This window comes from Paucibacter sediminis (assembly GCF_030254645.1).
Classification (GTDB): domain Bacteria; phylum Pseudomonadota; class Gammaproteobacteria; order Burkholderiales; family Burkholderiaceae_C; genus Paucibacter_B; species Paucibacter_B sediminis.
In genome coordinates this window covers 3,669,273-3,689,765 of record NZ_CP116346.1, presented here as the reverse complement: position 1 = coordinate 3,689,765, position 20,493 = coordinate 3,669,273, and the positions used below count along the sequence as shown (strand labels likewise).

The following is a 20,493-nucleotide window of genomic DNA, read 5'->3' as shown; positions in this document are numbered from 1 at the left end:
GCGCGCGCCGCCCTCATGCACGCCCTCACGCGCCGTCTCCGCCCTGCAGGCTGAGCCAATGCTGCAGCGCCTGCTCGTAGGCCTCGGCCAGCGCATCGGCCTCCTGCTGGGCCTGGGTATGCGCTTCGGCGAGCTGCTCCAGCTGCGCCGCGGCCTCGGCCAGCGCGTCGCCGCTGTCGCCCGCATAGCGGCTGCCGGAGGCCAGCACATAGGGCGTGGCCGAGGGGTCGAAGGGGCCGCGCAGCGGCCCGGGCCGCGGGATCGGGATGGGGATGCGCGGGTTGTCCAGCGCCACCTCCTTGCGCGTCGGGATGGGGTCGCGCACCGGATCCTTGCGCACCTCCTTGACGGTCGGGTCGCTGATCGGGTCCTTGCGCACCTCCTTGAGCGTCACGTCCGAGGTCGGGTCCTTGCGCACCTCCTTGATGGTGGGATCGGCCGCCACATCCTTGCGCACTTCCTTGATGGTGACGTCGCTGATCGGGTCCTTCTGCACCTCCTTGGTGGTGCTGCCGATGCCGGGGTACATGGCCTGCACCGCCGCGATGTCGCCGGCCGACAGGCCGCTGCGCTGCCCCATCACCACGCCGGCCGGCAGCGCGCTGCGCGGCACGATGGTGTTCTGCCCGTTCACCGAGAAGGCATTCGCCGGATAGTGCATCACCGAGCCGAAATCGTAGGCACCGATATCGTCGCCATCGGCGATGTGCTGGTCGAAGTTGTGCGACATCGCCGGGTCGATATTGGCCCAGACGATCTGCACGCGCGCGTCGCGGTCCTCGCGGCTCTGCTCATGCCACAGGCCCACGGTGTGGCCGATCTCGTGGATGGCATTGCCGGTGGTGCAGCCGCTGCCCAGCGTGATGTTCTGCTGTCCACCGCGCCGCCCCACCATGGACGAGCAGCCGCCGCCCGGCACGAAGCGCACGAAGTCCGGGAAGGAGGCGGCATTGCCGGCGGTGCGCAGCACAAAGCGGATCGCGGTGTTCGCCTCCCAATGCGCGATCGCGTCGGTGACGCGCGCCTGGTTGGGCAGCGTGGGATCGATCTCGTAGGGCAGGCGGCCATTCGGCCAGCGCACATTGGCGCCGGTGATGCCGACGCCGAAGCGGCCCGTGACATCCTGGTTGGCGGCATCGGCGGCCAGCTCGGCCGCCCGCCCCAGCACGATGTCGCCCTCGAACATCGCGTCGCCATCGACATCGGCATAGTGCAGCCAACGGTTCTTGAAGCTGAAGCCCTGCACCCGCGCGCTGCCGGCCAGTGGGCCGGAACGGCACTCGCAGGCATCCTGCGTGGTGGCCGGGCTGGTGGACGGCGTGGTGGCCGGAGTTTGACCGCGCCTTGCTGATCTCTTGGTCGCCATGATGCATCGCTCCCTGTTGACATCGCTCGCGCTGGCAGCGCGGGTCGATGGCAGGATAGGCAGCCTGGCCCCGCATGGCAATGTCGCGACCCTGCGAAGTTAGGGGTCCGGCGGCCACCAGGCCCTAGACTGGCCCCAGCAAGCATATGGTCAGCATGTGAACAAACCACCCAAGATCGATACGCAGTGCCTGCTGCTGCGCCCGCTCGCCGAGTCCGCCGCGTCCGCCGCATCGGCCGCATCGCCCGAGTTACCGGCGGCCGTGGCGGCGTTCGGGCGGGCCGAGCGCCTCGCCAGCGCCAGAGGCGGCTGGCTGCTGCATCTGCACGAGCCCATGCGCGGCGCACAAGCGCCGGCGGGTCTGCGCGCTGCGGCCGGCCAGGCCTACCAGCTGCTGCCGGTGCTGCAGGACGAGGCCGGCCTGTGCAGCTATCCGAGCGGCGATCTGGTGCTGCGCTTTGATGGCGCGCAGAGCGATGCTCAGCTGGTCGAGTTCGCCCGCTCATTCGGCTTGCGGATGCAGCGCCGCAGCAGCTTCATCCAGAATCAGGCCCTGTTCGCCCCGCTCGATGCGGCCGAAGCCGACCTGCCGGCGCTGCTGGCCAGGCTGGCCGGCGCCAGCGGCGTGGCGGCGGCCTGGCTCGACACCGAGAGCGCCTACCAGCGTTCCCCCTGAACATCAGCGCGCCCGCGCAGGAGCTTGCCATGACACTGGGCTACAGGACCACCGACGGCAGCATCGTCACGCTCAAGCCGATTGCGGCGCAGAGCACGCCCCTGGGTGACGCCCCCGCGCTCAAGCTCTCGGGGCGCGAGTACGCGGCCATGAGCACGGGCCGCGTGCTGCGCGCCGCGCAAGCGCATTTCGACTACCCGGCGCCGGACGGCGACGGCGCGGTGCGCGCGGGCGCCAAGACCGTCGCGGCCGACGAACTCGGCGCGCTGATGGCGCGCAAGCGCTTCGCGGTCTTCGAGGATGGCGAGAGCGGCCTGCTGCGCCTGGCCTACCGCGAGCTGGTGCTGCGCTTCCGCGCCGATTCGACGCGCGTCCAGCAGGCCCAGCTACTGAAGAAGTTAGGCCTCTCCAAGCGCAGCGGCAACGCCTTCCACGCGCAGCAGTTCGTCGTCGTCGACGCGGCGCGGCGCTACAGCGTCGAGGCGCTGATCGAGCTGGCGCTGCAGCTGGGCGAGCAGGCGCTGGTGGAATTCGCCACGCCCAATTTCATTTCGCAATACACGCGCTGCGCCAGCAGTGCGCCACCGAGCCCCGCCAAGGCGCAATGGCATCTGGCGATGGTGCATGCCAGGCAGGCCTGGGCGCTCAGCCAGGGCAGGAAGAGCATCACCGTGGCGGTGCTGGACGATGGCGTGGATGTGGACCATCCCGAGCTGAAGGCGCGCCTCAAGCGCAAGCCCGACCCGCAGGAGCCACGCGACCTGCTGGGGCGCGACTTCTACGTACCCGACAGCGCGGCCGACCATTTCGACCCGCGGCCCAAGCGCTTTCGCATGCCCTTCGACCAGATGAATGGCAACGACATCCACGGCAGCTGCTGCGCTGGCGTGGCCGTGGGCAGCGGCCCGCGCGGCTTTGGCATGGCGCCGCGCTGCAGCCTGCTGCCGGTGAAGATCTTCCATGCCGACGACCTCGCCTCCGATGCACGCGTGGCCGATGCGGTGCGCTACGCCGCGCAGTTCGCCGATGTGATTTCCTGCTCCTGGGGCGGCCCGCGCAGCCCCGACTTGCAGGCCGCCATCGCCGACGCCAGCACCCAGGGCCGCGCCGGCCGCGGTGCGGTGATCGTGTGTGCGGCCGGCAACGATGCGGCGCCGCGCGTCTCCTACCCGGCCGCCGATGCGCATTGCATCGCGGTGGGTGCCAGCACCGATGCCAGGCTGCAGGCCGACTATTCCAACAGCGGCGCGCAGCTGGCGGTGGTGGCGCCGTCCAGCGGCGGCGCCAAGGGCATCTTCTGCACCGATGTCGCGCTGCCGGGCCGTGGTTTCAATATCGGCAGCGTGGCCGCCGGTGGCGCGGACGGCCTGTTCACGAACGACTTCGGCGGCACCTCCTCCGCCACCCCGCTGGTGGCGGGCCTGGCGGCGCTGATGCTGTCGCTCAAGCCGCAGCTGAGCCCAGCCCAGGTCGCGGCGCTGCTCAAGCGCAGCGCGGTGAAGATCGGCCCGCCGGGCAGCTACGACGCCAACGGCCACTCCAAGGCCTATGGCCATGGCATGGTGGACGCGCTGAAGACGCTGCAGGCGGTCAAGGCGCTGAAGCCCTGAGCCGCTGGCGCTTACTGCAGGCTGTAACGCGCCAGGCGGCGCGGCTGCATGATGCGGATGTCGCGCCGGCAGATCTGGATCAGGCCCTCGTCCTCCAGCTCGCGCAGCACGCGCGAGAAGTACTCCGGCGTGAGCGACAGCCGCGCCGCCACATTGGCCTTGCTGACCGGCAAAGAGACGGTGATGGGTTCGGCCGAGCCCTGGCCGGCGGTGCCGCCCTGCTCGAGCAGATAGCCCACCACGCGATGGGCGCCGCTGTGCAGGCAGTAGGACTCGACATCGCGCAGCAGGCCCTCGATGCGCTGCGAGGCGCCGGCCAGCAGCCGCAGCGCGAACGCCGGGTCGCGCCGCACCTGCGCCGTCAGCAGCGCCGCCGGCACGCGCAGCACCAGCGCCTCGGTGAGCGCCTGGGCACTGAAGCTGTAGGGCTGCTGGTTGAAGATCAGGGTGTCGCCGATGCTCTGGCCCGCCCCCACCAGCTCGAACACCTTCTCGGCGCCATGGCTGGCCACCGTGTAGAGCTTGACATGGCCGGTCACCACCAGGTGCACGGCGTCGCAGGCGTCGCCGGCATGCAGCAGCATGGCGCCGCGCTCCAGCCGCAGCGCCGTCACGCCCTCGCGGACCATACCTTGCAAGTCAGCGTCCGGCAGGCCAGCAAACAGCGGCAGCACGGCCAGATAACGCGGCACATCGAATACAGCAGCAGACATGGTGGACTCCCCGGTGGATGGCGTGTTCTATGGCCGCGATTCTTGCCATCCCCGCCCCCGCCGACTTGATCCGCATCAAATGCGGCCGGCCACTAGTTCTTCAGAACTAGGCGCCTCATCCGAACAGACGATGGCGCCGGGCCCGGCTCAGCCACCCACCGAGGAGTGACTGGCGAGGCGCTGCGCATCGAGGATGCGGATGTCGCGCTTGTCCACCTCGATCAGGCCCGCCGCCTCCAGCTCGTGCAGCACGCGCGAGAAATACTCGGGCGTGAGCGAGAGCCGCGAGGCCACCGTGGCCTTGCTGACCGGCAGCGAGACGGTGATGACCTCACCGCTGGCGCAGTCTTCCACCAGCTGATCGCGCAGCAGATAGCCGATCACGCGCTGCACGCCGCTGTGCAGGGCATAGGCCTGCACATCGTGCACCAGGCCATGCAGGCGGCGCGAGATGCCGGCCAGCATGCGCAGCGCAAAGCGCGAGTCGGCCTCGATCTCGCGCAGCACCGCCTCCTTGCTGACGCTCAGCACCAGGCTGTCGGTGAGCGCCTGGGCATTGATGATGTAGGGCTTGCCGGTGAACATCAGCGCCTCGGCAAAGCTGTGGCCGGGGCCCAGCAGCTCGATCACCTTCTCCTGCCCGGCCGGCGAGATCGCGAACAGCTTGACCTGGCCGGTGACGGTGACATGGAACTCCTCGCAGGCCTGGCCCACATGGAACACCGCCTCGCCGCGCTGGTAGCGGCGCAGCTGGCAGCCGCCCGCCAGGCGCAGCAGCTCGGGCGCGCTGAGATCGCTGAACAGCGGCAGGTTGGCGAGGTATCGCGGCAGGTCGAAGGCGCGCATGTCCATGGCAAGACTCCAGAAGCACGCGCATTGTCTGCCCGCCGGGCCGCCGGCGGGCTTGATACGTATCAAACCAGGGGCTTAACTACGCCGCGTCAGCCGCGCATAGACGGCCGCCAGCCGCAGCGGCAGCTCGGCCGGCCGGCTCACCTGCGCCCAGCCCTGGTTGCCGAACAGATGGGGCAGATAGTCCTGCGCCTCCTCGTCGATGCTCAGGCAGAAGGGCGTGAGGCCGGCCTCGCGCGCCTCCTGCACCGCATGGCGGGTGTCCTCGATGCCCCAGCGCCCTTCGTAGACGTCGAGGTCATTGGGCTTGCCGTCGGTGAGTATCAGCAGCAGGCGCTGGCGCTCGGGGCGCTCCTGCAGGCGCTTGGCTGCCAGGCGTATGGCCGCGCCCATGCGGGTGTAGTAGCCGGGCTTGATGGCGCCCACGCGCGCCTGCACCGCCGGCTTCCAGGCCTCGTCGAAGCCCTTCAGGTGCTGCATACGCACATGCGCGCGCCGCACCGAGCTGAACCCCAGCATCGCATAGGCATCGCCCAGGCCATGCAAGGCCTCGCCAAACACATAGAGGCTGTCGCGTATCACGTCGATCACGCGCGCCTCGTTGTTGACATGGGCATCGGTGGAGAGCGAGAGATCGGCCAGCAGCAGCGTCGCCAGGCTGCGCTCGCCGCGCTGGCGGCGCGCGTACACGGCCGGGTCGCTGAGGCTGGGGCCGCCATCGCTGGCCTGGCTGGCGTGGCGCACCCAGGCGTCCAGGTCGATGGCATCGCCATCCGCGCAGCCGCGCTGCCAGCGCGGCGCGGCGCGCAGCAGCTCGAGGCCGCGGCGCACGCGGCGTGCGGTGGCGCGCAGCGCCGGCGGCGGCACGAACAGGCCCGCGGCCGGCGTGGCCACCAGGGTCTGCACGGCGCAATGCGCGGGCAGCAGGCGGCGCTGCTTCCAGTCCCATTCCGGCAGCTGCTCGCCGGGGCCCAGCGGGCGATCGTCGGCGCTGGCGCTGGGCAGGTCGAGGTCGAACTTGATGCGCGAGGCCGAGGTCTGCTGGCCGCGTGCCAGCGTCAGTTTTTCCATGTCGTCGGCGGCGGCCGCCGACTGGTCGTCGTCTTCATCGTCGGTGCCGCGGTCCACCGGCACATGCTCGCTCCAGGTCAGGATGGACTCGATCTTGGAGGGCAGCAGCAGCGGCGGGCGGTCGGAGCTCTGGGCTTGCTGGCGGGTACGCCGGCGCGTGTTGTTGTTGGTGCTGCGCGGGCGCGGCTTGGCGCCGTCGTCACCCGCCCTGCCCTCGCCGGTGTCGGCGCGCGGCGCCGTGGCCGCGGCCTCCGACCAGGGCTCCAGCCACAGCCACACCGGCGCCAGCTGCATGCCGTCCAGCTCGATGCCGCTGAGCTTGCCCTCGGGCGAGCCGTCCAGGCCATGGCGCAGCACCGCCTGCAGCGCCTGTTCGGCGCGTGCGGCCATGCCGTTCAGGCGCGCCGGATCGGGGCGCTGGGCCAGGTGCGCGGCGAGCAGGCGCTGGTAGCGTGGCGCCAGGCCCGGGCAGCGCTCGAGCGCACGCGCGGTGGCGGCGCGGTTGGCGATCACCCAGGTGGCGCCGGGTTCGAAGGCCGCGGCCAGCGCCGCCAGCCAGAGATAGAGGTCGCGGTTGAGGCCGGCATCGTCGAACACATCGATCTGCGGCGGCAGCGCCAGCGTCTCGGCATCCAGGCGCGGGCGCGCGGCGCGCTGGCCCGCCCCCGCGATGCGCTGCAGCCAGCCGCGCGGCCCGCCCACGCGGGCCTGGCCGGCCGGCACGATGCGCACCGCGCTGGCGCCGCCGGCGGCGCGGTAAAGCACCGCCGCGGCGCGCTGCACCGAGGCCAGCGCCACCGCCTGCTCGGGATAGCCGCGGTAGGCCGCCCGGCTGATGAGGCGGTGCCATTGCTCGCCGACCCACTCTTCCATGATCGATCAGCCCTGCCTGCGTTGCTTGAGCGTCTCGCGCAGCGCATCCACGCCCACGGTCCACTCCAGATTGGGATTCGCGCCGCGCGGCGCATGCGAGCTCTCGCACTCGGTGACGCATTGCCCGCATTGCACGCAGGAGAACATCAGGCGCTTGATATTGCGCGGCTTCAGCCGCATCGGGCAGGCCACGTCGCAAGCCGCGCCCTCGGGGGCCTTGGCGGTGCTGCAATCGCGGCAGTCGCGTGCGCGTTCGCGCGTGAAGGCCACCACCAGGGCACGCGGGTTGGCCATCCAGGCTAGGCTCTGGAACAGGCCTACCGCGCAGCCGAAGCGGCAGAACAGATGGCGCGCCAGCAACATCTCGGTGCTGAAGACCGCGCCGCCGATGAGGATGAAGCGCGCCTGGTTGGGCGTCAGCGTGCCATGCACGAGGCCACTCCAGATCTGCGTCGGCGGCAGCAGATAGGTGAGCAGCGTGATGGACCAGGCAAAGCCGAAGAAGAGGCCGCTGAGCAGGAACAGCGGCCACCAACCGGCATGGGCCTGGCCGCTGCGCTCGCTTTTCTCCCACAGGCTGTATTTGCCGGTGGCGCGGTGCAGCAGCTCGTTGAGGGTCTCGACCAGCGAGAAATGCGGGCACAGCCAGCCGCAGTAGACGCGACCGTAGCGCCAGGCCAGGGTCATGAAGCCCACCACGAAAAGCACCGCCGGCAGGATGCCGCGCAACAGGATGGCCAGCGCCGCCTCGTTGGCGCTGATCTCGCCGCGCGTGAAGGCATCGATGCCCAGGCTCCAGCGGAAGCCCAGGAACCAGAGCTGGGTCTCCTGCAGGTCGAAGCGCAGCAGGTTCAGCGCCGGTGCACACAGGAACAGGGCGAAGAAGCCCAGCTGGGTGGCGCGCCGCAGGCGCTGCAGGCGGGCCATGCGGCCCGTGTGCGCTTGTGGCGATGCCGCCAGCACGATCTCAGGCATCGCCGACCACCGCCAGCACCACCTCCGCCAGCGCGGCCGCGGTCTCGGCATCGTCGGTGAGCGCATCCACCACCGCGGCCCGGCAGGCCTCGCCCAGCGTCAGGCCGGCCACCGTCAGGCGTGCCGCCATCACCAGCAAGCGGGTGCTGGCGGTCTCTTCCAGGTCATGCTCGGTGAGGCGGCGCAGCGCCTGCGCCAGCCGCACCAGGCGCGCGGCCTGTTCGGCCGTGCAGCCGCTCTCGGCGCGCACGATGCGCTGCTCCACCTCGGGGGCGGGATAGTCCAGGCTCAGCGCCACGAAGCGCTGGCGCGTGCTCGGCTTGAGCCCCTTGAGCAGGTTCTGGTAGCCGGGGTTGTAGCTGATCACCAGCATGAAGCCGGGCGCGGCGTCCAGCAGCTCGCCGGTGCGCTCGATGGGCAGCTGGCGGCGATCGTCGGCGAGCGGATGCAGCACCACGGTGGTGTCCTTGCGCGCCTCCACCACCTCGTCGAGGTAGCAGATCGCGCCCTGACGCACCGCACGGGTGAGCGGGCCGTCGCACCAGCGCGTGTCGCCGCCCGCGATCAGGTGGCGGCCCACCAGGTCGGCGGCGCTGAGGTCGTCGTGGCAGCTCACCGTCACCAGCGGGCGGCCCAGGCGCGCGGCCATATGCTCCACCAGCCGGGTCTTGCCGCAGCCGGTGGGCCCCTTGATCAAGAGCGGCAGGCGGCTGGCATGGGCCTGCTCGAAGAGCCGGCATTCCTGGCCCTGCGAGGCGTAGAAAGGCAGCCCTTCCGGCAGTTCCCGGCTGAGCTGGCGCGCGCTCAGCATTTCCATCATGCGGCCCTCAGTCGACCATTCGCCACCGGCTCATCCTCGTCGGCGCCGGCGCCGATGAAGAAACTGGCCAGATAGGTGAGCAGCCCGCACAGGAACAGCACGCCACCGGCGACACGCACCCAGTAGAAGAAGCGCAGCTGGTCTTGCGTGGCCATGAAGCCCATCGCACCCTCGGTGGGCATGCGCTGCAGCCAGATCTGCAGGATGCCGGCGCCGGTCAGGGCCAGCACCATCACCGCCATACCGATGGTCATGATCCAGAAGCTCCACATCTCGACGGCCTGGGCGCGGCGCGGATTGGCCTCGCGGCCGCGCAGGATCGGCATGGCATAGCTGATCATCGCGATCACCACCAGCACATAGGCGCCGTAGAAGGCCAGGTGGCCGTGCGCCGCGGTGATCTGGCTGCCATGGGTGTAGTAGTTGACCGGGCTGAGCGTGTGGATGAAGCCCCACAGGCCGGCACCCAGGAAACCCATCACCGCGCAACCGACGGCCCACAGCACCGCTGCCTGGTTGGGATGCTCGCGCTTGCGACGCTGCACCATATTGAAGGCGAACAGGGTCATCATGAAGAAGGGGATCGGCTCCATCGCGCTGAACACGCTGCCCACCCATTGCCAGTAACCCGGCAGGCCGATGAAGAAGAAGTGGTGGCCGGTGCCCAGGATGCCGGTGACCAGGGCCATGGTGATGATCAGGTACAGCCACTTGTCGATCACCTCACGGTCCACGCCGGTGGTCTTGATCAGCACGAAGGCCAGCAGTGCGCCCAGGATCAGCTCCCAGGTGCCTTCCACCCAAAGGTGGACGACGAACCACCAGTACATCTTGTCGCGCACCAGATTGCTGGGGTTGACGAAGCTGAACAGGAACATCAGCGCCAGGCCCCACAAGCCCATCAGCAGCACCAGGGTGATGGCGGTCTTGCGGCCCTTCAACACCGTCATGCTGATGTTGAAGAGGAAGGCCAGCGCCACCACCACGATGCCCAGCTTGGTCGGCAGGGGCTGCTCGAGGAACTCGCGCCCCATCGTGGCCAAGAGGTTGTTGCCGGTCATCTCGGCCAGCGTGGCGTAAGGCACCAGCAGATAGCCGAGGATGGTCGCGGCGCCCGCGGCCAGGAAGACCCAGAACAGGATCTTGGCCAGCAGGGGGCTGTAGAGCTCGGTCTCGGCTTCCTCGGGCACCAGGTAGTAGGCCGAGCCCATGAAGCCCATCAGCAGCCACACGATGAGCAGATTCGTGTGCACCATGCGGGCGATGTTGAAGGGGATGGCCGGGAACATCAGGTCCCCGATCAGGTACTGCAGGCCCAGCGTCAGGCCGAACACGATCTGACCCACGAAGAGTGCGATCGCGCCCATGAAGTAGAGCTTGGCGACCGACTGGGATTTGAACTTGAGAGTGGCTGTTTTCATGTCTGTCTCTCCTCAACCTTCAATGTTCGGCGGCCACTTCTCGGTGTCCACGCCATTGGTCCATTTGAGGAACTCGACCAGGTCGTCGAGCTGCTTGTCGTCCAGATGGAAGTTGGGCATCTGGCGGCGGCCCGGCGCGCCGGTGGGCTGGGCCTTGATCCAGGCCTTGATGAAATCGGGCCCGCGGCGGGTGTAGACATTGCCCAGCTCGGGCGCGAAGTAGGCGCCCTCGCCCAGCAGGGTGTGGCAACCGATGCAGTTGCGGGTTTCCCAGATATGCTTGCCGCGCACCACGGCGGGCGTGATTTCAGCGGATTTGGAGCGCTGCGGGATGCGTTGCTCGGTATCGAAGATCAGCACGGCAAACAGCAGCACGAAGAACAGCGAGCCACCGTAGAAGATATTGCGTGCCATCTGGCTGGTGAAGCCTCGGCTCATGGAATGCCTCCGACGAATAGAAAAAAGGAATGTGGGTAGCCTAGGGATTTGCTCGGGAATTTCCTTGAACCGGGATAAGGAAATGCCAACAGGCCTCGCGTCCAATCACATCCATCATGAATATCTCGACCTTTGAAGACCTGCTGCTGGCCGCGCGTCAGCAGCCCGAACCCCAGCGCCTCTTGCTGGTGTTTGCCGGCGCCAGCCTCAGCCCCGAGGCCACGCCGGCCGAGCGCGCCGCCTTCGAGGCCGGCCATGGCGGCGAGCTGGAGCCGCTGATGTGCGTGGACAAAGACCCAGCGGAACTGCAGGGCTTTGCCGCCCTGGCCGCCGAGGCTGAAGGCATGGGCCAGCCCTGGGTGCTGGTGTTCGCCGCCGCGCTCTCCGGCCGCGCCGACGCCGCGCGCGTGGACGCGGCCCTGCAGCGCATGGTGGAAACGGTGCGCAGCGGTCAGCTGGGCGGCTTCATCCCCTTCGACCGGCAGGGGCAGGCGGTGCAACTGGGTTGAGGAAGGGGCTGAGGCCGGGGCCTCGTCAGCCGCGCCGCAGCTCCAGCCCCGGCACGCGGCCGCGCAGCCGCGCCAGCAGCGCGGCATCGGGATAGTCGGGCGGCACCGGCGCCAATGCGCCGGCCCCGCCCGCCGTCCCGTCCGGGCGCGCGATCTGCAGGGCCCAGCGCGTCACGCCGGCGCCGGCCAGTTGCTCGGCCAGCTGCTGCAGGGCCGCGCCATCGTGCAGCGCCGGATGGATGGTGCTGCGGCATTCATAGCCAAGGCCCGAGGCGGCCAGCAGGGCCAGGCTCTGCGCCACCTCGCCTTCAGCGCCGGGCACACCGGTGATGCGCCGGTGCAGCGCCGCATCCGCCAGCGGCGCCTTGATGTCCAGGCCTACCCAATCCAGCAAGGGCAGCAGCGTGGCCAGGCGCTCGGGATAGAGGCCGGCGGTATGCAGGCCGACCTTGAAGCCGCGCGCCCGCACCTGCGCGGCGGCGCGCGGCAGGGCCGCGTCCAGCGTGGGTTCGCCGCCGCTGAACACCAGCGCGTCGAGCAGGCCGCGGCGCCGCTCCAGCCAGGCCAGCAGCTCGGCCCAGCCAAGCCGGCCCGGCCCGCGCGCTTGCAAGCCGGGGTTGTGGCAGTAGACGCAGCGCCAGGGGCAGCCCTGCAGGAACACCACCGCGGCAAGCTGGCCGGGATAGTCCAGGCTGCTGAAGGGCGTCAGCCCGGCCACCGCCGGCGCCGCGCTCAAGCCGCGGCCGCGCCCTGGCCCAGCGGCCGTTCATGGAAGCACAGCCGCTCCTCGAATTCACCCTGCTTGCCGGTGTTGAAGGACGCCACCGGCCGGTGGTAGCCCATCACGCGGGTCCAGATCTCGCAGCGCTGGCGCTCGTGCTCCTGCAGCTCGGTCTGTGCTTGGTTTGGGGTCATGTCTTGCCTCCTTGGCTTGGGTTGGGAATCGACGTCATCAGGCCGCCACCGCGGCCTGCTGCTTGCGCGCCAGCGCCTCGGCATCGCAATGCGGGCAGAACTCGTGGCGCCCGCTCAGATAGCCATGCGTGGGGCAGATCGAGAAGGTGGGCGTCACGGTGATGTAGGGCAATTTGAAACGCGACAGCGAGCGCCGCACCAGCTCGCGGCAGGCCGCGCTGCTGGAGAGCGCCTCGTTCATGTAGAGATGCAGCACGGTGCCGCCGGTGTATTTGCGCTGCAGCTCGTCCTGGCGCTCGAGCGCCTCGAAGGGGTCGTCGGTGAAGCCCACCGGCAGCTGCGAGCTGTTGGTGTAGTAAGGCTGCTCGGCCGTGCCGGCCTGCAGGATGGCAGGGAAGCGCCGTTTGTCTTCCTTGGCAAAGCGGTAGGTCGTGCCCTCGGCCGGCGTGGCCTCGAGGTTGTAGAGGTGGCCGGTCTGTTCCTGGAACTCGACCATGCGGCCGCGCACATGGTCCAGCAGGCGCAGCGCCAGCGCATGGCCGGCGGGCGTGCTGATGTCCTGCGCATCGGCCGTGAAGTTGCGGATCATCTCGTTGACGCCGTTCACGCCCAGGGTCGAGAAATGGTTGCGCAGCGTGCCCAGGTAGCGCTTGGTGTAGGGGAACAGGCCGGCATCGATGAGGCGCTGGATCAGCTTGCGCTTGATCTCCAGGCTGTCGCGCCCCAGCGCCAGCAGCTCGTCCAGGCGGCGCAGCAGGCCGACCTCGTCGCCGGCGTGCAGATGGCCCAGGCGCGCGCAGTTGATCGTCACCACGCCCAGCGAGCCGGTCTGCTCGGCCGAGCCGAACAGGCCGTTGCCGCGCTTGAGCAGCTCGCGCAGATCCAGCTGCAGGCGGCAGCACATCGAGCGCACCATGTTCGGCTGCAGCTCGGAATTGAGGAAGTTCTGGAAATACGGCAGGCCGTAGCGCGCCGTCATCTCGAACAGCGCGGTCGCGTTGGGGCTGTCCCAGTCGAAATCGGGCGTGATGTTGTAGGTGGGGATGGGGAAGGTGAAGGCGCGGCCGCGCGCATCGCCGGCCATCATGACCTCGATATAGGCGCGGTTGATCAGGTCCATCTCGGCCTGCAGATCGCCGTAGCAGAACGGCATCTCGCGGCCCGCGATCACCGGCACCTGCTCGCGCAGATCCTCGGGGCAGGTCCAGTCGAAGGTCAGGTTGGTGAACGGCGTCTGCGTGCCCCAGCGCGAGGGCACGTTGAGGTTGTAGACCAGCTCCTGCATGCACTGGCGCACCTGCTCGTAGCCCAGGGCGTCCTGGCGCACATAGGGCGCCAGATAGGTGTCGAAGCTGGAGAAGGCCTGCGCCCCGGCCCATTCGTTCTGCAGCGTGCCCAGGAAGTTGACGATCTGGCCTACCGCGCTGGAGAGATGGCGCGGCGGTGCCGATTCGACCTTGCCGGCCACGCCATTGAGCCCCTCGTTGAGCAGGGTGCGCAGCGACCAGCCGGCGCAGTAGCCGCTCAGCATATCGAGGTCGTGGATGTGCAGATCGGCCTCGCGATGCGCGCGCCCCACCTCGGGCGGATAGACCTGGTCCAGCCAGTAGTTGGCCACCACCTTGCCGGAGACGTTCAGGATCAGCCCGCCCAGGCTCCAGCCCTGGTTGGCATTGGCCTTGATGCGCCAGTCGCGCTGCTGCAGGTATTCGTCCATGGTGGCCTGCACATCCACCAGGGTCTGGCGCGCGCCGCGCAGCTGGCGGTGCTGCTCGCGATACACCACATAGGCGCGCAGCGTGTGGCGCAGGCCGGCATCGAACAGCGCGGCCTCGACGGCATCCTGGACCTGCTCGATCTGCGGGCAGCGAACCCCTTGCAGGCGTGGCAGCACCGCCGCCTGCGTCAGCTGCTGCGCGCGCTGCGCATCCAGCTCGCCGGTGGCCGCGCCGGCCCGCGCCAGCGCGCTGGCAATCTTGGCCGCGTCGAAGGCGACGACGCGCCCGTCTCGTTTCATCAGCGCCGTAGGCTGCTGGGCCGCTTGAGTGGACATGAAAAACCTATATCTAGTGTCAGGCCGGCAGGATAGACACTAGATATGTGGTCAACAAGACCTGACCCCGGCGACTTGAGCGGGCTTTGCGCCAGCGCAAAATGCGAGGGCGAACTCGGCAACCCTGCGACGGTCATGCAGGCAAAGCCCAGGGCGGGTGGCCGCTGCGGCCCGGATGCGGAGGCCCTCGCTGCGCTCAGGCTCCCCTGCGCTCCTCGCAACTCGCAGCCGGCGCAAAACTCGCTGCATTCGCTGCGCTCATTGCGCTCAGACAAGTTGCGCCAATCCAGTGCTTGAAGCGCGCGAGTACGCGCGCGGCTGCGAGCCGCTGCGGTGCTCGGCACCGCAAAAGGGCCACCGCAACCACCCGCCCTGCGCTTTGCTCCAACCGCTGCTCGCGCACCACGACATCAAGGCCGTGCACTGCCCGAGCAGCGCAGGTCGGCAGGTGCGAGGCCCCATTTGCGATGCCGAGGCGCGCAGCAGAACCGGGTTGCGCATCGCTCCAGGCGATGCGTCGAGCGCGCCTTGTTTGAGCTGGAGCACAGGCGGGTGCCACTGGCACACGCCGGCCCGCAGGGGTGCGACGGCGAGTTGTGCGCGAGTCCCGGTTCGGCGAGCACCGAGGGAAGCCTGAGCGTTCTACGCGAAGGCCACCGCATCTGGGGCCGAGTGCCTGCCGGCCTGGGCTGCGGCGCGGCCACCCTTGTGCAACGCGGGCGGCTTGATATCTCCCGCTCTGTCAATCCAACTTACGGGGTTGGCGCCTGAATGCAGCTAAGTCGCGCGTTAGATACCTCCAACTCCGACCCCAAAATGCCGTCGTTCTGGAGGGAGAATCTGAATGCATTGAGTCGGGTTCGTTGAAGACCATGCCATGACCTCAGATGAGAACTGCCCTGCAGCGCGTTTCGTCGAGCAGATCATTAATAAGTTAGGTAACCATGAAATTCAGCTGCCTTTTGCCACTGCTTGCACTCGTCGCACTGGGATCGCCGGTGCAGGCGATGAATATGGAACTGTCCAAGTTGGTCTCCGACGATCAGGCTGTTCGTCAGACACGGGAATCTGCCGCCGATAGCTCCGTGCGAGACTACGAAAGGCGCGCCACAGTGCTGAGAATGCTTCGCGAAGGTAAGGTGGTCGAGCCCATCGACTATGAGAATGCTGCGCTTATCTTCCAACACGGAAGCACGCCGGAGGAGTACAGGTTGGCGCACGCCCTCGCCACGATCGCAGCGGCCCTGGAGCCTGAAAGGCGCTTTGCAAAGCAGCTGAAACGAGTGAGTTGGGATCGCCTGCATTTGTCCATGGGACGCCAGCAATGGTTTGGCACCCAAAGCCTGAAAGACCCGGCAACCGGCGCATTTGCATATCCGCCAAACGATCCGACGGTTACTGATCTTCAACGATCGATGCTCGACCAAAGCCCATTGATCCCTACCCCGAAATCCAACTGAGCGACTACGAACTCCATCGCAGCGCAGGCCTAGCTGGCGGCCTGGCTTGGTGCGGCGCAAACATCCCCCTCACCTCAACCTGAAACTCGCCACCAGCTCCGACAGCTGCTGCGCCTGGTTGCGCAGGCTCTCGGCCGCGGCCGCGCTTTCTTCCACCAGGGCGGCGTTCTGCTGCGTCACCTGGTCGAGCTGGCCCACCGCCTCGCCCACCTGGGAGATACCGCGCGACTGCTCGCCGCTGGCGCTGGCGATCTCGGCGATCAGGGTGCTGACGCGGCCCACCTCCTGCACGATGTCCTGCATCGCGCCGCCGGCCTGCTCGGCCAGGCGGTTGCCGTTCTCGACCTTGGTCTGGCTGTCGCCGATCAGCGACTTGATCTCGCGCGCCGCCTCGGCGCTGCGCTGCGCCAGGCTGCGCACCTCGCCCGCCACCACCGCGAAGCCCCTACCCTGCTCGCCCGCGCGCGCCGCTTCCACCGCGGCATTCAGCGCCAGGATATTGGTCTGGAAGGCGATGCCATCGATCACGCCGATGATCTCCGAAATGCGGTTGGAGCTCTGCGAGATCGCCGCCATATTGCTGACCAGATCGCCCACCACGGCGCCGCCACGGCCGGCCGCGGCGCTGGCGCTGTGCGCCAGTTCGTTGGCCTGGGCGGCGGTCTGGGCGTTGTTGCGCACCGTGCTGGAGAGCTCCTCCATGGTGGCCGCGGTCTCCTCCAGATTGCTGGCCTGGGTCTCGGTGCGCTGGCTCAGATCGGCATTGCCGGTGGCGATCTCGGCCGAGCCGGTGCTGATGCTCTCGCTGCTGTCGCGCACCTGGCCGACGATGGCGCGCAGGCTTTCCGTCATGCGGCCAAGCGCCTGCAACAGCTGCGCCATCTCGTTGCGGCCCCTGGCCTGCAGCGTGGCGCTGAGGTCCCCCGCGGCGACGCGCTCGGCCAGGTCCAGGGCCTCACGCACCGGCGCGGTGATGGAGCGGCTCACAACCCAGGCCAGCCAGACCGACAGCGCAATCGCCAGCGCCGTGCCCAGCAGGCTCACCCACATCACCTGGCTGCTGCCACTCTGCGCCGCGGCATAGTCCTTGGCGCCCTCGCTGACCTGCAGCCCGATCAGGGCGTCCATGGCCTCCTGGGTCTGCTTGCCCAGCGGCAGGATCTGCCCCGAGTAGATCTGGGTCGACTGTTCGGCCGCACCGGACTTGATGGCATCGCGCGCGGCCAGCAGCCCGTCCTTGACGTAGCGGCCGCGCAGCTCGATGAACTTGGCGGCCAGGCGCGCCTCCTCGGGCGTCATCTGGCTGGCCGCATAGGCCTTCCAGGCCTTGGTGACCTGCTCGATATTGCCCTGCATCACCGCGTTCAGCTCGTCCAGCTTGCCCGGCGCCTGCATCATCTCGGTGACCAGCACGCGGTTCTGCAGCATCAGCGAGTTGACCCGGGCCAGCTGCTGCAGCGGCACGGTGCGGTCTTCGTAGATCTGGCTGGTGCTGGCGGCGATCTGGCGCGCGCCCAGGGTGCCCAGCACCGAAATGATGATGAGCAGCACCATCACGGTGCCAAAGCCCACGGCGAGCCGGGTTCCGACTCTCAGGTTCTCGAACGTAAGCATCTCGACCTCCGGACACCATCCTCAAACCATGCCCCTGGGCGCAGGGGTGATGGGCCAGTATAGGGATGGAGCTCCACACCGGCCAGGGTTTCCGATCCTGCTAGCAAGATCTGACCCTAGCCTGTCAGGCCGCTCAGCCGGGCATCGAAAGCCGCTTCACCGCGCCGACGAAGCGCTGCAGGGTGGGCGACAGTACGCCGGGGGCCAGCCGCAGGTCCAGCAGCTGGAAGCGGCCGCGCTCGGCCTGGGCGCAGGCCAGCGCTTCGACCAGCTGGCCCACCGTGTGGACCTCGTAGCCGCGCCCGCCCATGCCGGCGGCCATGGCCGCGAAGTCCCAGGCGCCGCGGCCGTTGTAGCGGCCCTCGGGCTCGAAGGTGCGCAACATCTCCCAGCTGGCGTTGTTGAGCAGCAGCACGATCGGGTCGCAGCCCATCGCGCGGGCGTTGCCCAGCTCCCAGCCGGTCATCTGGAAGGCGCCATCGCCCACCAGCACCAGGGGGCGGCGTCCGGTGGCCACCTGCAGGCCCAGCGCCGCCGGCACGCCATAACCCATGGTGGCGTAGTAGCCGGGGGCGATCAGGTCGGTGGGCGTGAGGTCCATGGCGGTGAACAGGCAGTCGCCCATGTCGCAGGCCACCGGCAACGCGCCATGCTTTTGCATCAGGGCATTGGCCGCCGCGGCGATCGCCGCCGGGGTGAGCGGCGCATCCGGCGCGGGCAGCTCGGGCGTCGCGCGCGCGGTCTCGATGAAGGGCTGGGGCGGCCGCGTCATCACGCGCAGCAGCAGCGCCTCCACCAGCTCCTTGATGGGCAGCTCGCGGTAGACATGGTGGCCCATCTCCACCTCGCCCTGCCAGACGCGGATGGCATGGCGGAAATCGATGCGCTTGCGCGAGACGGCGAAATTGCTGTCGCAGATGATGGCGCCCAGCAGCAGCAGGGCGTCGGAGCCCTCCACCGCCTCGGTGAGTTCCGGATCGCCGGCCAGGCCCAGGTAGGTGCCCAGATGCTGCACGCCGGAATCCACCAGCAGGCCGCGCCCCATCAGCGTGGTGGCGACCGGGATGTTGAGGCGGCGCGCCAGCTCGGCCACCTGGGCCTCGATGCCATAACGGCGGATCTCCACGCCCACCAGCAGCAGCGGATGGCGCGCCGCGCGCAGGCGCGCCAGCAGCTCGTCGGCGCAGGCGGCCAGGCGCTCGCGGTCCAGCGGCGGGGGCGGCAGCTCGGGTGGCGCGGCGCAGGCGCGCTCGGGCATGTCGCGCGGGATCTCCAGGTAGACCGGGCCGGCGCGGCGCAGCGCGCTGTCGAGCACGCGCGCGATCAGGGCCGGCGCGGTGACGGGGTCGTCGAGCCGGGCGCGGTCCACCGTCAGCTCCTCGAAGATGCGCCATTGCGAATCCAGCGCCTTCACCTGGTGGTGCAGCAGCAGGCCGCTGGCCACCTCGTGCGCGGCCGGCGCGCCCGACAGCACCACCAGCGGCACGCGCTCGGCATAGGCGTTGGCCACCGGGTTCACCATATTGAGCGCACCCGCACCATAGGTGACGGCGGCCACGCCCAGGCCGCCGCGCACGCGCGCCGCGGCATCGGCCGCGAAGCCCAGGCCCGGCTCATGCGAGAGCGTGTACAGCGGCAGGATGGCGGCGCGCTCGATGGCGCGGAACAGCGGCAGGGCAAAGTCGCCCGGGATGCCGAAGATCTCGGTGGCGCCGCGCGCCTTCAGCGCATGCAGCAGCTGTTCGGTGAGATTGCTCCACATGGCTTCAGGCCTTGCCCAGCATCGATGCCGGCAGCAGCGGGCCGATCGCGTCCAGCGTGTTCTTCAGCATCAGGCCGAACTCGGTGTCGCCCTCCATCACCAGCGCGCGTTCGAAGAACAGGCGGTCGGCGTCCTCCTCGCCGCGCAGCAGGCGCCACAGCGCGAGGCTGCGCGCACGCACGGTGACGGCCGGTTGCGCGCCACCGGCGGCGGGCATGAAGCCCTTGGGTCCCAGCAGCAGGCGCACGCGCAGGCCGGGCTCCAGCAGCTCCAGCTCCACCACGCGGCCGGCCAGCAGGCGGCGCTGCTCGGCGTCCAGGCGCGGCAGCAGCAGGCGGTCGAGCGCGCGCGCCGCCACGAAGGATGGCGGTTGCAGCGGCAGGCGGCGCAGCAAAGCCTTGAGGCCGGGGGGCAGTTCAAACATGGGCAAGCTCCTCCACCATGCCCGCCTGGCGGTGGGCGAATCCGTTCACCAGCGCGCCCGGCAGCGGCATTGCCTGCAGCTCGGCACGCGCCTCGTCAGCCGGCAGGCCGGCATGCAGCACCTCGTCGAACAAGCTCACCACGCGGGCAAAGCCCTGACTACAGGGCGAGAGCCGCAGCCGATCGACGCCGGCGGCGCGCAGCGCCGCACCCTCGCCGATCAGGCAATGCAGGGCCGCGGACTGGGTGGAGATGCCGTTCAGCACCAGGAAGGGCTGGCCCTCGGTGGTGGAGAGCAGCAGGCCGTCGGCATCGTCGCGGCAGCGGAACTCGCACTCGTCCTTGCTGAGGCGGTGATGGCGGGCCGTGAAGCAGCGCGCCGAGAAGGCCAGCGGCATGCGGCCGAAGCCGAACACCTCGGTCTGGATCGCGCCGGCCGGCCCATGCACCCGGGCCGCGGGCGGGTTGACGCGGGCCACCGCGTCCAGCGCCAGTTCCAGCGGCGCCACCCAGGTGTCGGCGCCCAGGCCGGCATGCTCGACCAGGGCCGCGCGGCTGTAGATGTTGAGGTGCGGGCCCAGCGTGAAGGGCAGGCGCTCAGACTGTTGCGCGAGGCGCTGCAGGGCCGCGGCATCGCCGGCCTCGACCGCGAACTCGCCCTGCTCCGCAATGCGGCGCAGCTGCCGCAGCTCGGCCTCCGACATCAGGAGCGGCAGCGTGGCCAGGCGCACGCGCTTGCCGGCGCTGACGAGGTCGCGCGCCAGCGCCAGCCAGTCCAGCAGCGTGAACTCGTTGCGCCGCGAGCAGGTCACCTCGCCCAGCACAAAGGTGTCGGCCGGCCCCTCGGCCAGCTCGGCATAGGCCTGCACCAGGCACGTGCGCGGCCACCAGTATTGCAGCGGGCCAATGGTCAGGCCCAGTCGTTTCTTTTCCATGATGGAT

19 protein-coding genes are annotated in these 20,493 nt (G+C 69.2%); 4 read left to right on the top strand and 15 right to left on the bottom strand.

The features are described 5' to 3' along the window. Nucleotides 1-25 precede the first annotated feature (25 nt). Nucleotides 26-1,366, bottom strand: a complete 1,341-nt coding sequence (legP, locus tag PFX98_RS17110; protein WP_285231696.1) for a Dot/Icm T4SS effector Zinc-dependent metalloprotease LegP — start codon at nt 1,364-1,366, stop codon at nt 26-28. 157 nt (nt 1,367-1,523) lie between these two features. On the opposite strand from legP, the gene PFX98_RS17105 reads away from it, so the two are divergent. Then, nucleotides 1,524-2,042, top strand: a complete 519-nt coding sequence (locus PFX98_RS17105; protein WP_285231695.1) for a hypothetical protein — start codon at nt 1,524-1,526, stop codon at nt 2,040-2,042. 29 nt (nt 2,043-2,071) lie between these two features. Further along, the gene (locus PFX98_RS17100) at nt 2,072-3,652 is read left to right on the top strand and encodes a S8 family serine peptidase (RefSeq protein ID WP_285231694.1); all 1,581 of its coding nucleotides are present in this window, start codon (nt 2,072-2,074) and stop codon (nt 3,650-3,652) included. Between the two features lie 11 nt (nt 3,653-3,663). Here PFX98_RS17100 and PFX98_RS17095 read toward each other — a convergent pair whose 3' ends face one another. The 7 genes from PFX98_RS17095 to PFX98_RS17065 all read right to left on the bottom strand — a co-directional run bounded on the left by PFX98_RS17095 (nt 3,664) and on the right by PFX98_RS17065 (nt 10,815). After that, nucleotides 3,664-4,365, bottom strand: a complete 702-nt coding sequence (locus tag PFX98_RS17095; RefSeq protein ID WP_285231693.1) for a Crp/Fnr family transcriptional regulator — start codon at nt 4,363-4,365, stop codon at nt 3,664-3,666. 147 nt (nt 4,366-4,512) lie between these two features. After that, nucleotides 4,513-5,217 carry a Crp/Fnr family transcriptional regulator gene (locus tag PFX98_RS17090; RefSeq protein WP_285231692.1) on the bottom strand — a complete coding sequence of 235 codons (705 nt, stop codon included), beginning with the start codon at nt 5,215-5,217 and terminating at the stop codon, nt 4,513-4,515. Nucleotides 5,218-5,292: 75 nt separating this feature from the next. Further along, complete coding sequence (locus tag PFX98_RS17085) at nt 5,293-7,161, bottom strand: nitric oxide reductase activation protein NorD (protein ID WP_285231691.1); 1,869 nt, start codon at nt 7,159-7,161, stop codon at nt 5,293-5,295. Nucleotides 7,162-7,167: 6 nt separating this feature from the next. Further along, on the bottom strand, nt 7,168-8,136 hold the full coding sequence (locus tag PFX98_RS17080) for a 4Fe-4S binding protein (protein ID WP_285231690.1): 969 nt from the start codon (nt 8,134-8,136) through the stop codon (nt 7,168-7,170). Beyond that, nucleotides 8,129-8,956: a CbbQ/NirQ/NorQ/GpvN family protein gene (locus PFX98_RS17075; RefSeq protein WP_425334618.1), complete on the bottom strand. Its 828-nt coding sequence runs from the start codon at nt 8,954-8,956 to the stop codon at nt 8,129-8,131. The genes PFX98_RS17080 and PFX98_RS17075 overlap by 8 nt, the downstream gene beginning before the upstream one ends. Beyond that, the gene (locus tag PFX98_RS17070) at nt 8,953-10,377 is read right to left on the bottom strand and encodes a cbb3-type cytochrome c oxidase subunit I (protein ID WP_285231689.1); all 1,425 of its coding nucleotides are present in this window, start codon (nt 10,375-10,377) and stop codon (nt 8,953-8,955) included. Before PFX98_RS17070 ends, PFX98_RS17075 begins: the two co-directional genes overlap by 4 nt. 12 nt (nt 10,378-10,389) lie before the next feature. Beyond that, the gene (locus tag PFX98_RS17065) at nt 10,390-10,815 is read right to left on the bottom strand and encodes a c-type cytochrome (RefSeq protein WP_285231688.1); all 426 of its coding nucleotides are present in this window, start codon (nt 10,813-10,815) and stop codon (nt 10,390-10,392) included. A 116-nt stretch (nt 10,816-10,931) separates the two neighbouring features. On the opposite strand from PFX98_RS17065, the gene PFX98_RS17060 reads away from it, so the two are divergent. Then, nucleotides 10,932-11,324 carry a ribonucleotide reductase subunit alpha gene (locus PFX98_RS17060; RefSeq protein ID WP_285231687.1) on the top strand — a complete coding sequence of 131 codons (393 nt, stop codon included), beginning with the start codon at nt 10,932-10,934 and terminating at the stop codon, nt 11,322-11,324. Nucleotides 11,325-11,349: 25 nt separating this feature from the next. On the opposite strand, the gene PFX98_RS17055 is transcribed toward PFX98_RS17060, so the two are convergent. The 3 genes from PFX98_RS17055 to PFX98_RS17045 are packed head-to-tail and all read right to left on the bottom strand — an operon-like array spanning nt 11,350 to nt 14,292. Next, nucleotides 11,350-12,060, bottom strand: a complete 711-nt coding sequence (locus PFX98_RS17055) for an anaerobic ribonucleoside-triphosphate reductase activating protein (protein WP_285231686.1) — start codon at nt 12,058-12,060, stop codon at nt 11,350-11,352. After that, entirely contained in the window at nt 12,057-12,239 is a 183-nt protein-coding gene (nrdD, locus tag PFX98_RS17050) for an anaerobic ribonucleoside-triphosphate reductase (RefSeq protein WP_285231685.1), read from the bottom strand. Before nrdD ends, PFX98_RS17055 begins: the two co-directional genes overlap by 4 nt. A 37-nt stretch (nt 12,240-12,276) precedes the next feature. Further along, nucleotides 12,277-14,292 (bottom strand): ribonucleoside triphosphate reductase, encoded by a 2,016-nt coding sequence (locus PFX98_RS17045; RefSeq protein WP_285231684.1) that lies wholly within the window; start codon nt 14,290-14,292, stop codon nt 12,277-12,279. 944 nt (nt 14,293-15,236) lie between these two features. Here PFX98_RS17045 and PFX98_RS17040 point away from each other — a divergent pair. Then, entirely contained in the window at nt 15,237-15,752 is a 516-nt protein-coding gene (locus PFX98_RS17040; protein WP_285231683.1) for a hypothetical protein, read from the top strand. Nucleotides 15,753-15,821: 69 nt separating this feature from the next. Here the strand turns inward: PFX98_RS17040 and PFX98_RS17035 are convergent, their stop codons facing one another. The 4 genes from PFX98_RS17035 to PFX98_RS17020 all read right to left on the bottom strand — a co-directional run bounded on the left by PFX98_RS17035 (nt 15,822) and on the right by PFX98_RS17020 (nt 20,486). Next, nucleotides 15,822-17,366 carry a methyl-accepting chemotaxis protein gene (locus tag PFX98_RS17035; protein ID WP_285231682.1) on the bottom strand — a complete coding sequence of 515 codons (1,545 nt, stop codon included), beginning with the start codon at nt 17,364-17,366 and terminating at the stop codon, nt 15,822-15,824. A 133-nt stretch (nt 17,367-17,499) separates the two neighbouring features. Next, nucleotides 17,500-19,128, bottom strand: coding sequence for an indolepyruvate/phenylpyruvate decarboxylase (gene ipdC / locus PFX98_RS17030; protein ID WP_285231681.1), 1,629 nt, complete (start codon nt 19,126-19,128; stop codon nt 17,500-17,502). 4 nt (nt 19,129-19,132) lie between these two features. Continuing rightward, nucleotides 19,133-19,552: a ubiquinone anaerobic biosynthesis accessory factor UbiT gene (gene ubiT, locus PFX98_RS17025; RefSeq protein ID WP_285231680.1), complete on the bottom strand. Its 420-nt coding sequence runs from the start codon at nt 19,550-19,552 to the stop codon at nt 19,133-19,135. Further along, nucleotides 19,545-20,486 (bottom strand): U32 family peptidase, encoded by a 942-nt coding sequence (locus PFX98_RS17020; RefSeq protein ID WP_285231679.1) that lies wholly within the window; start codon nt 20,484-20,486, stop codon nt 19,545-19,547. The genes ubiT and PFX98_RS17020 overlap by 8 nt, the downstream gene beginning before the upstream one ends. Nucleotides 20,487-20,493 lie beyond the last annotated feature (7 nt).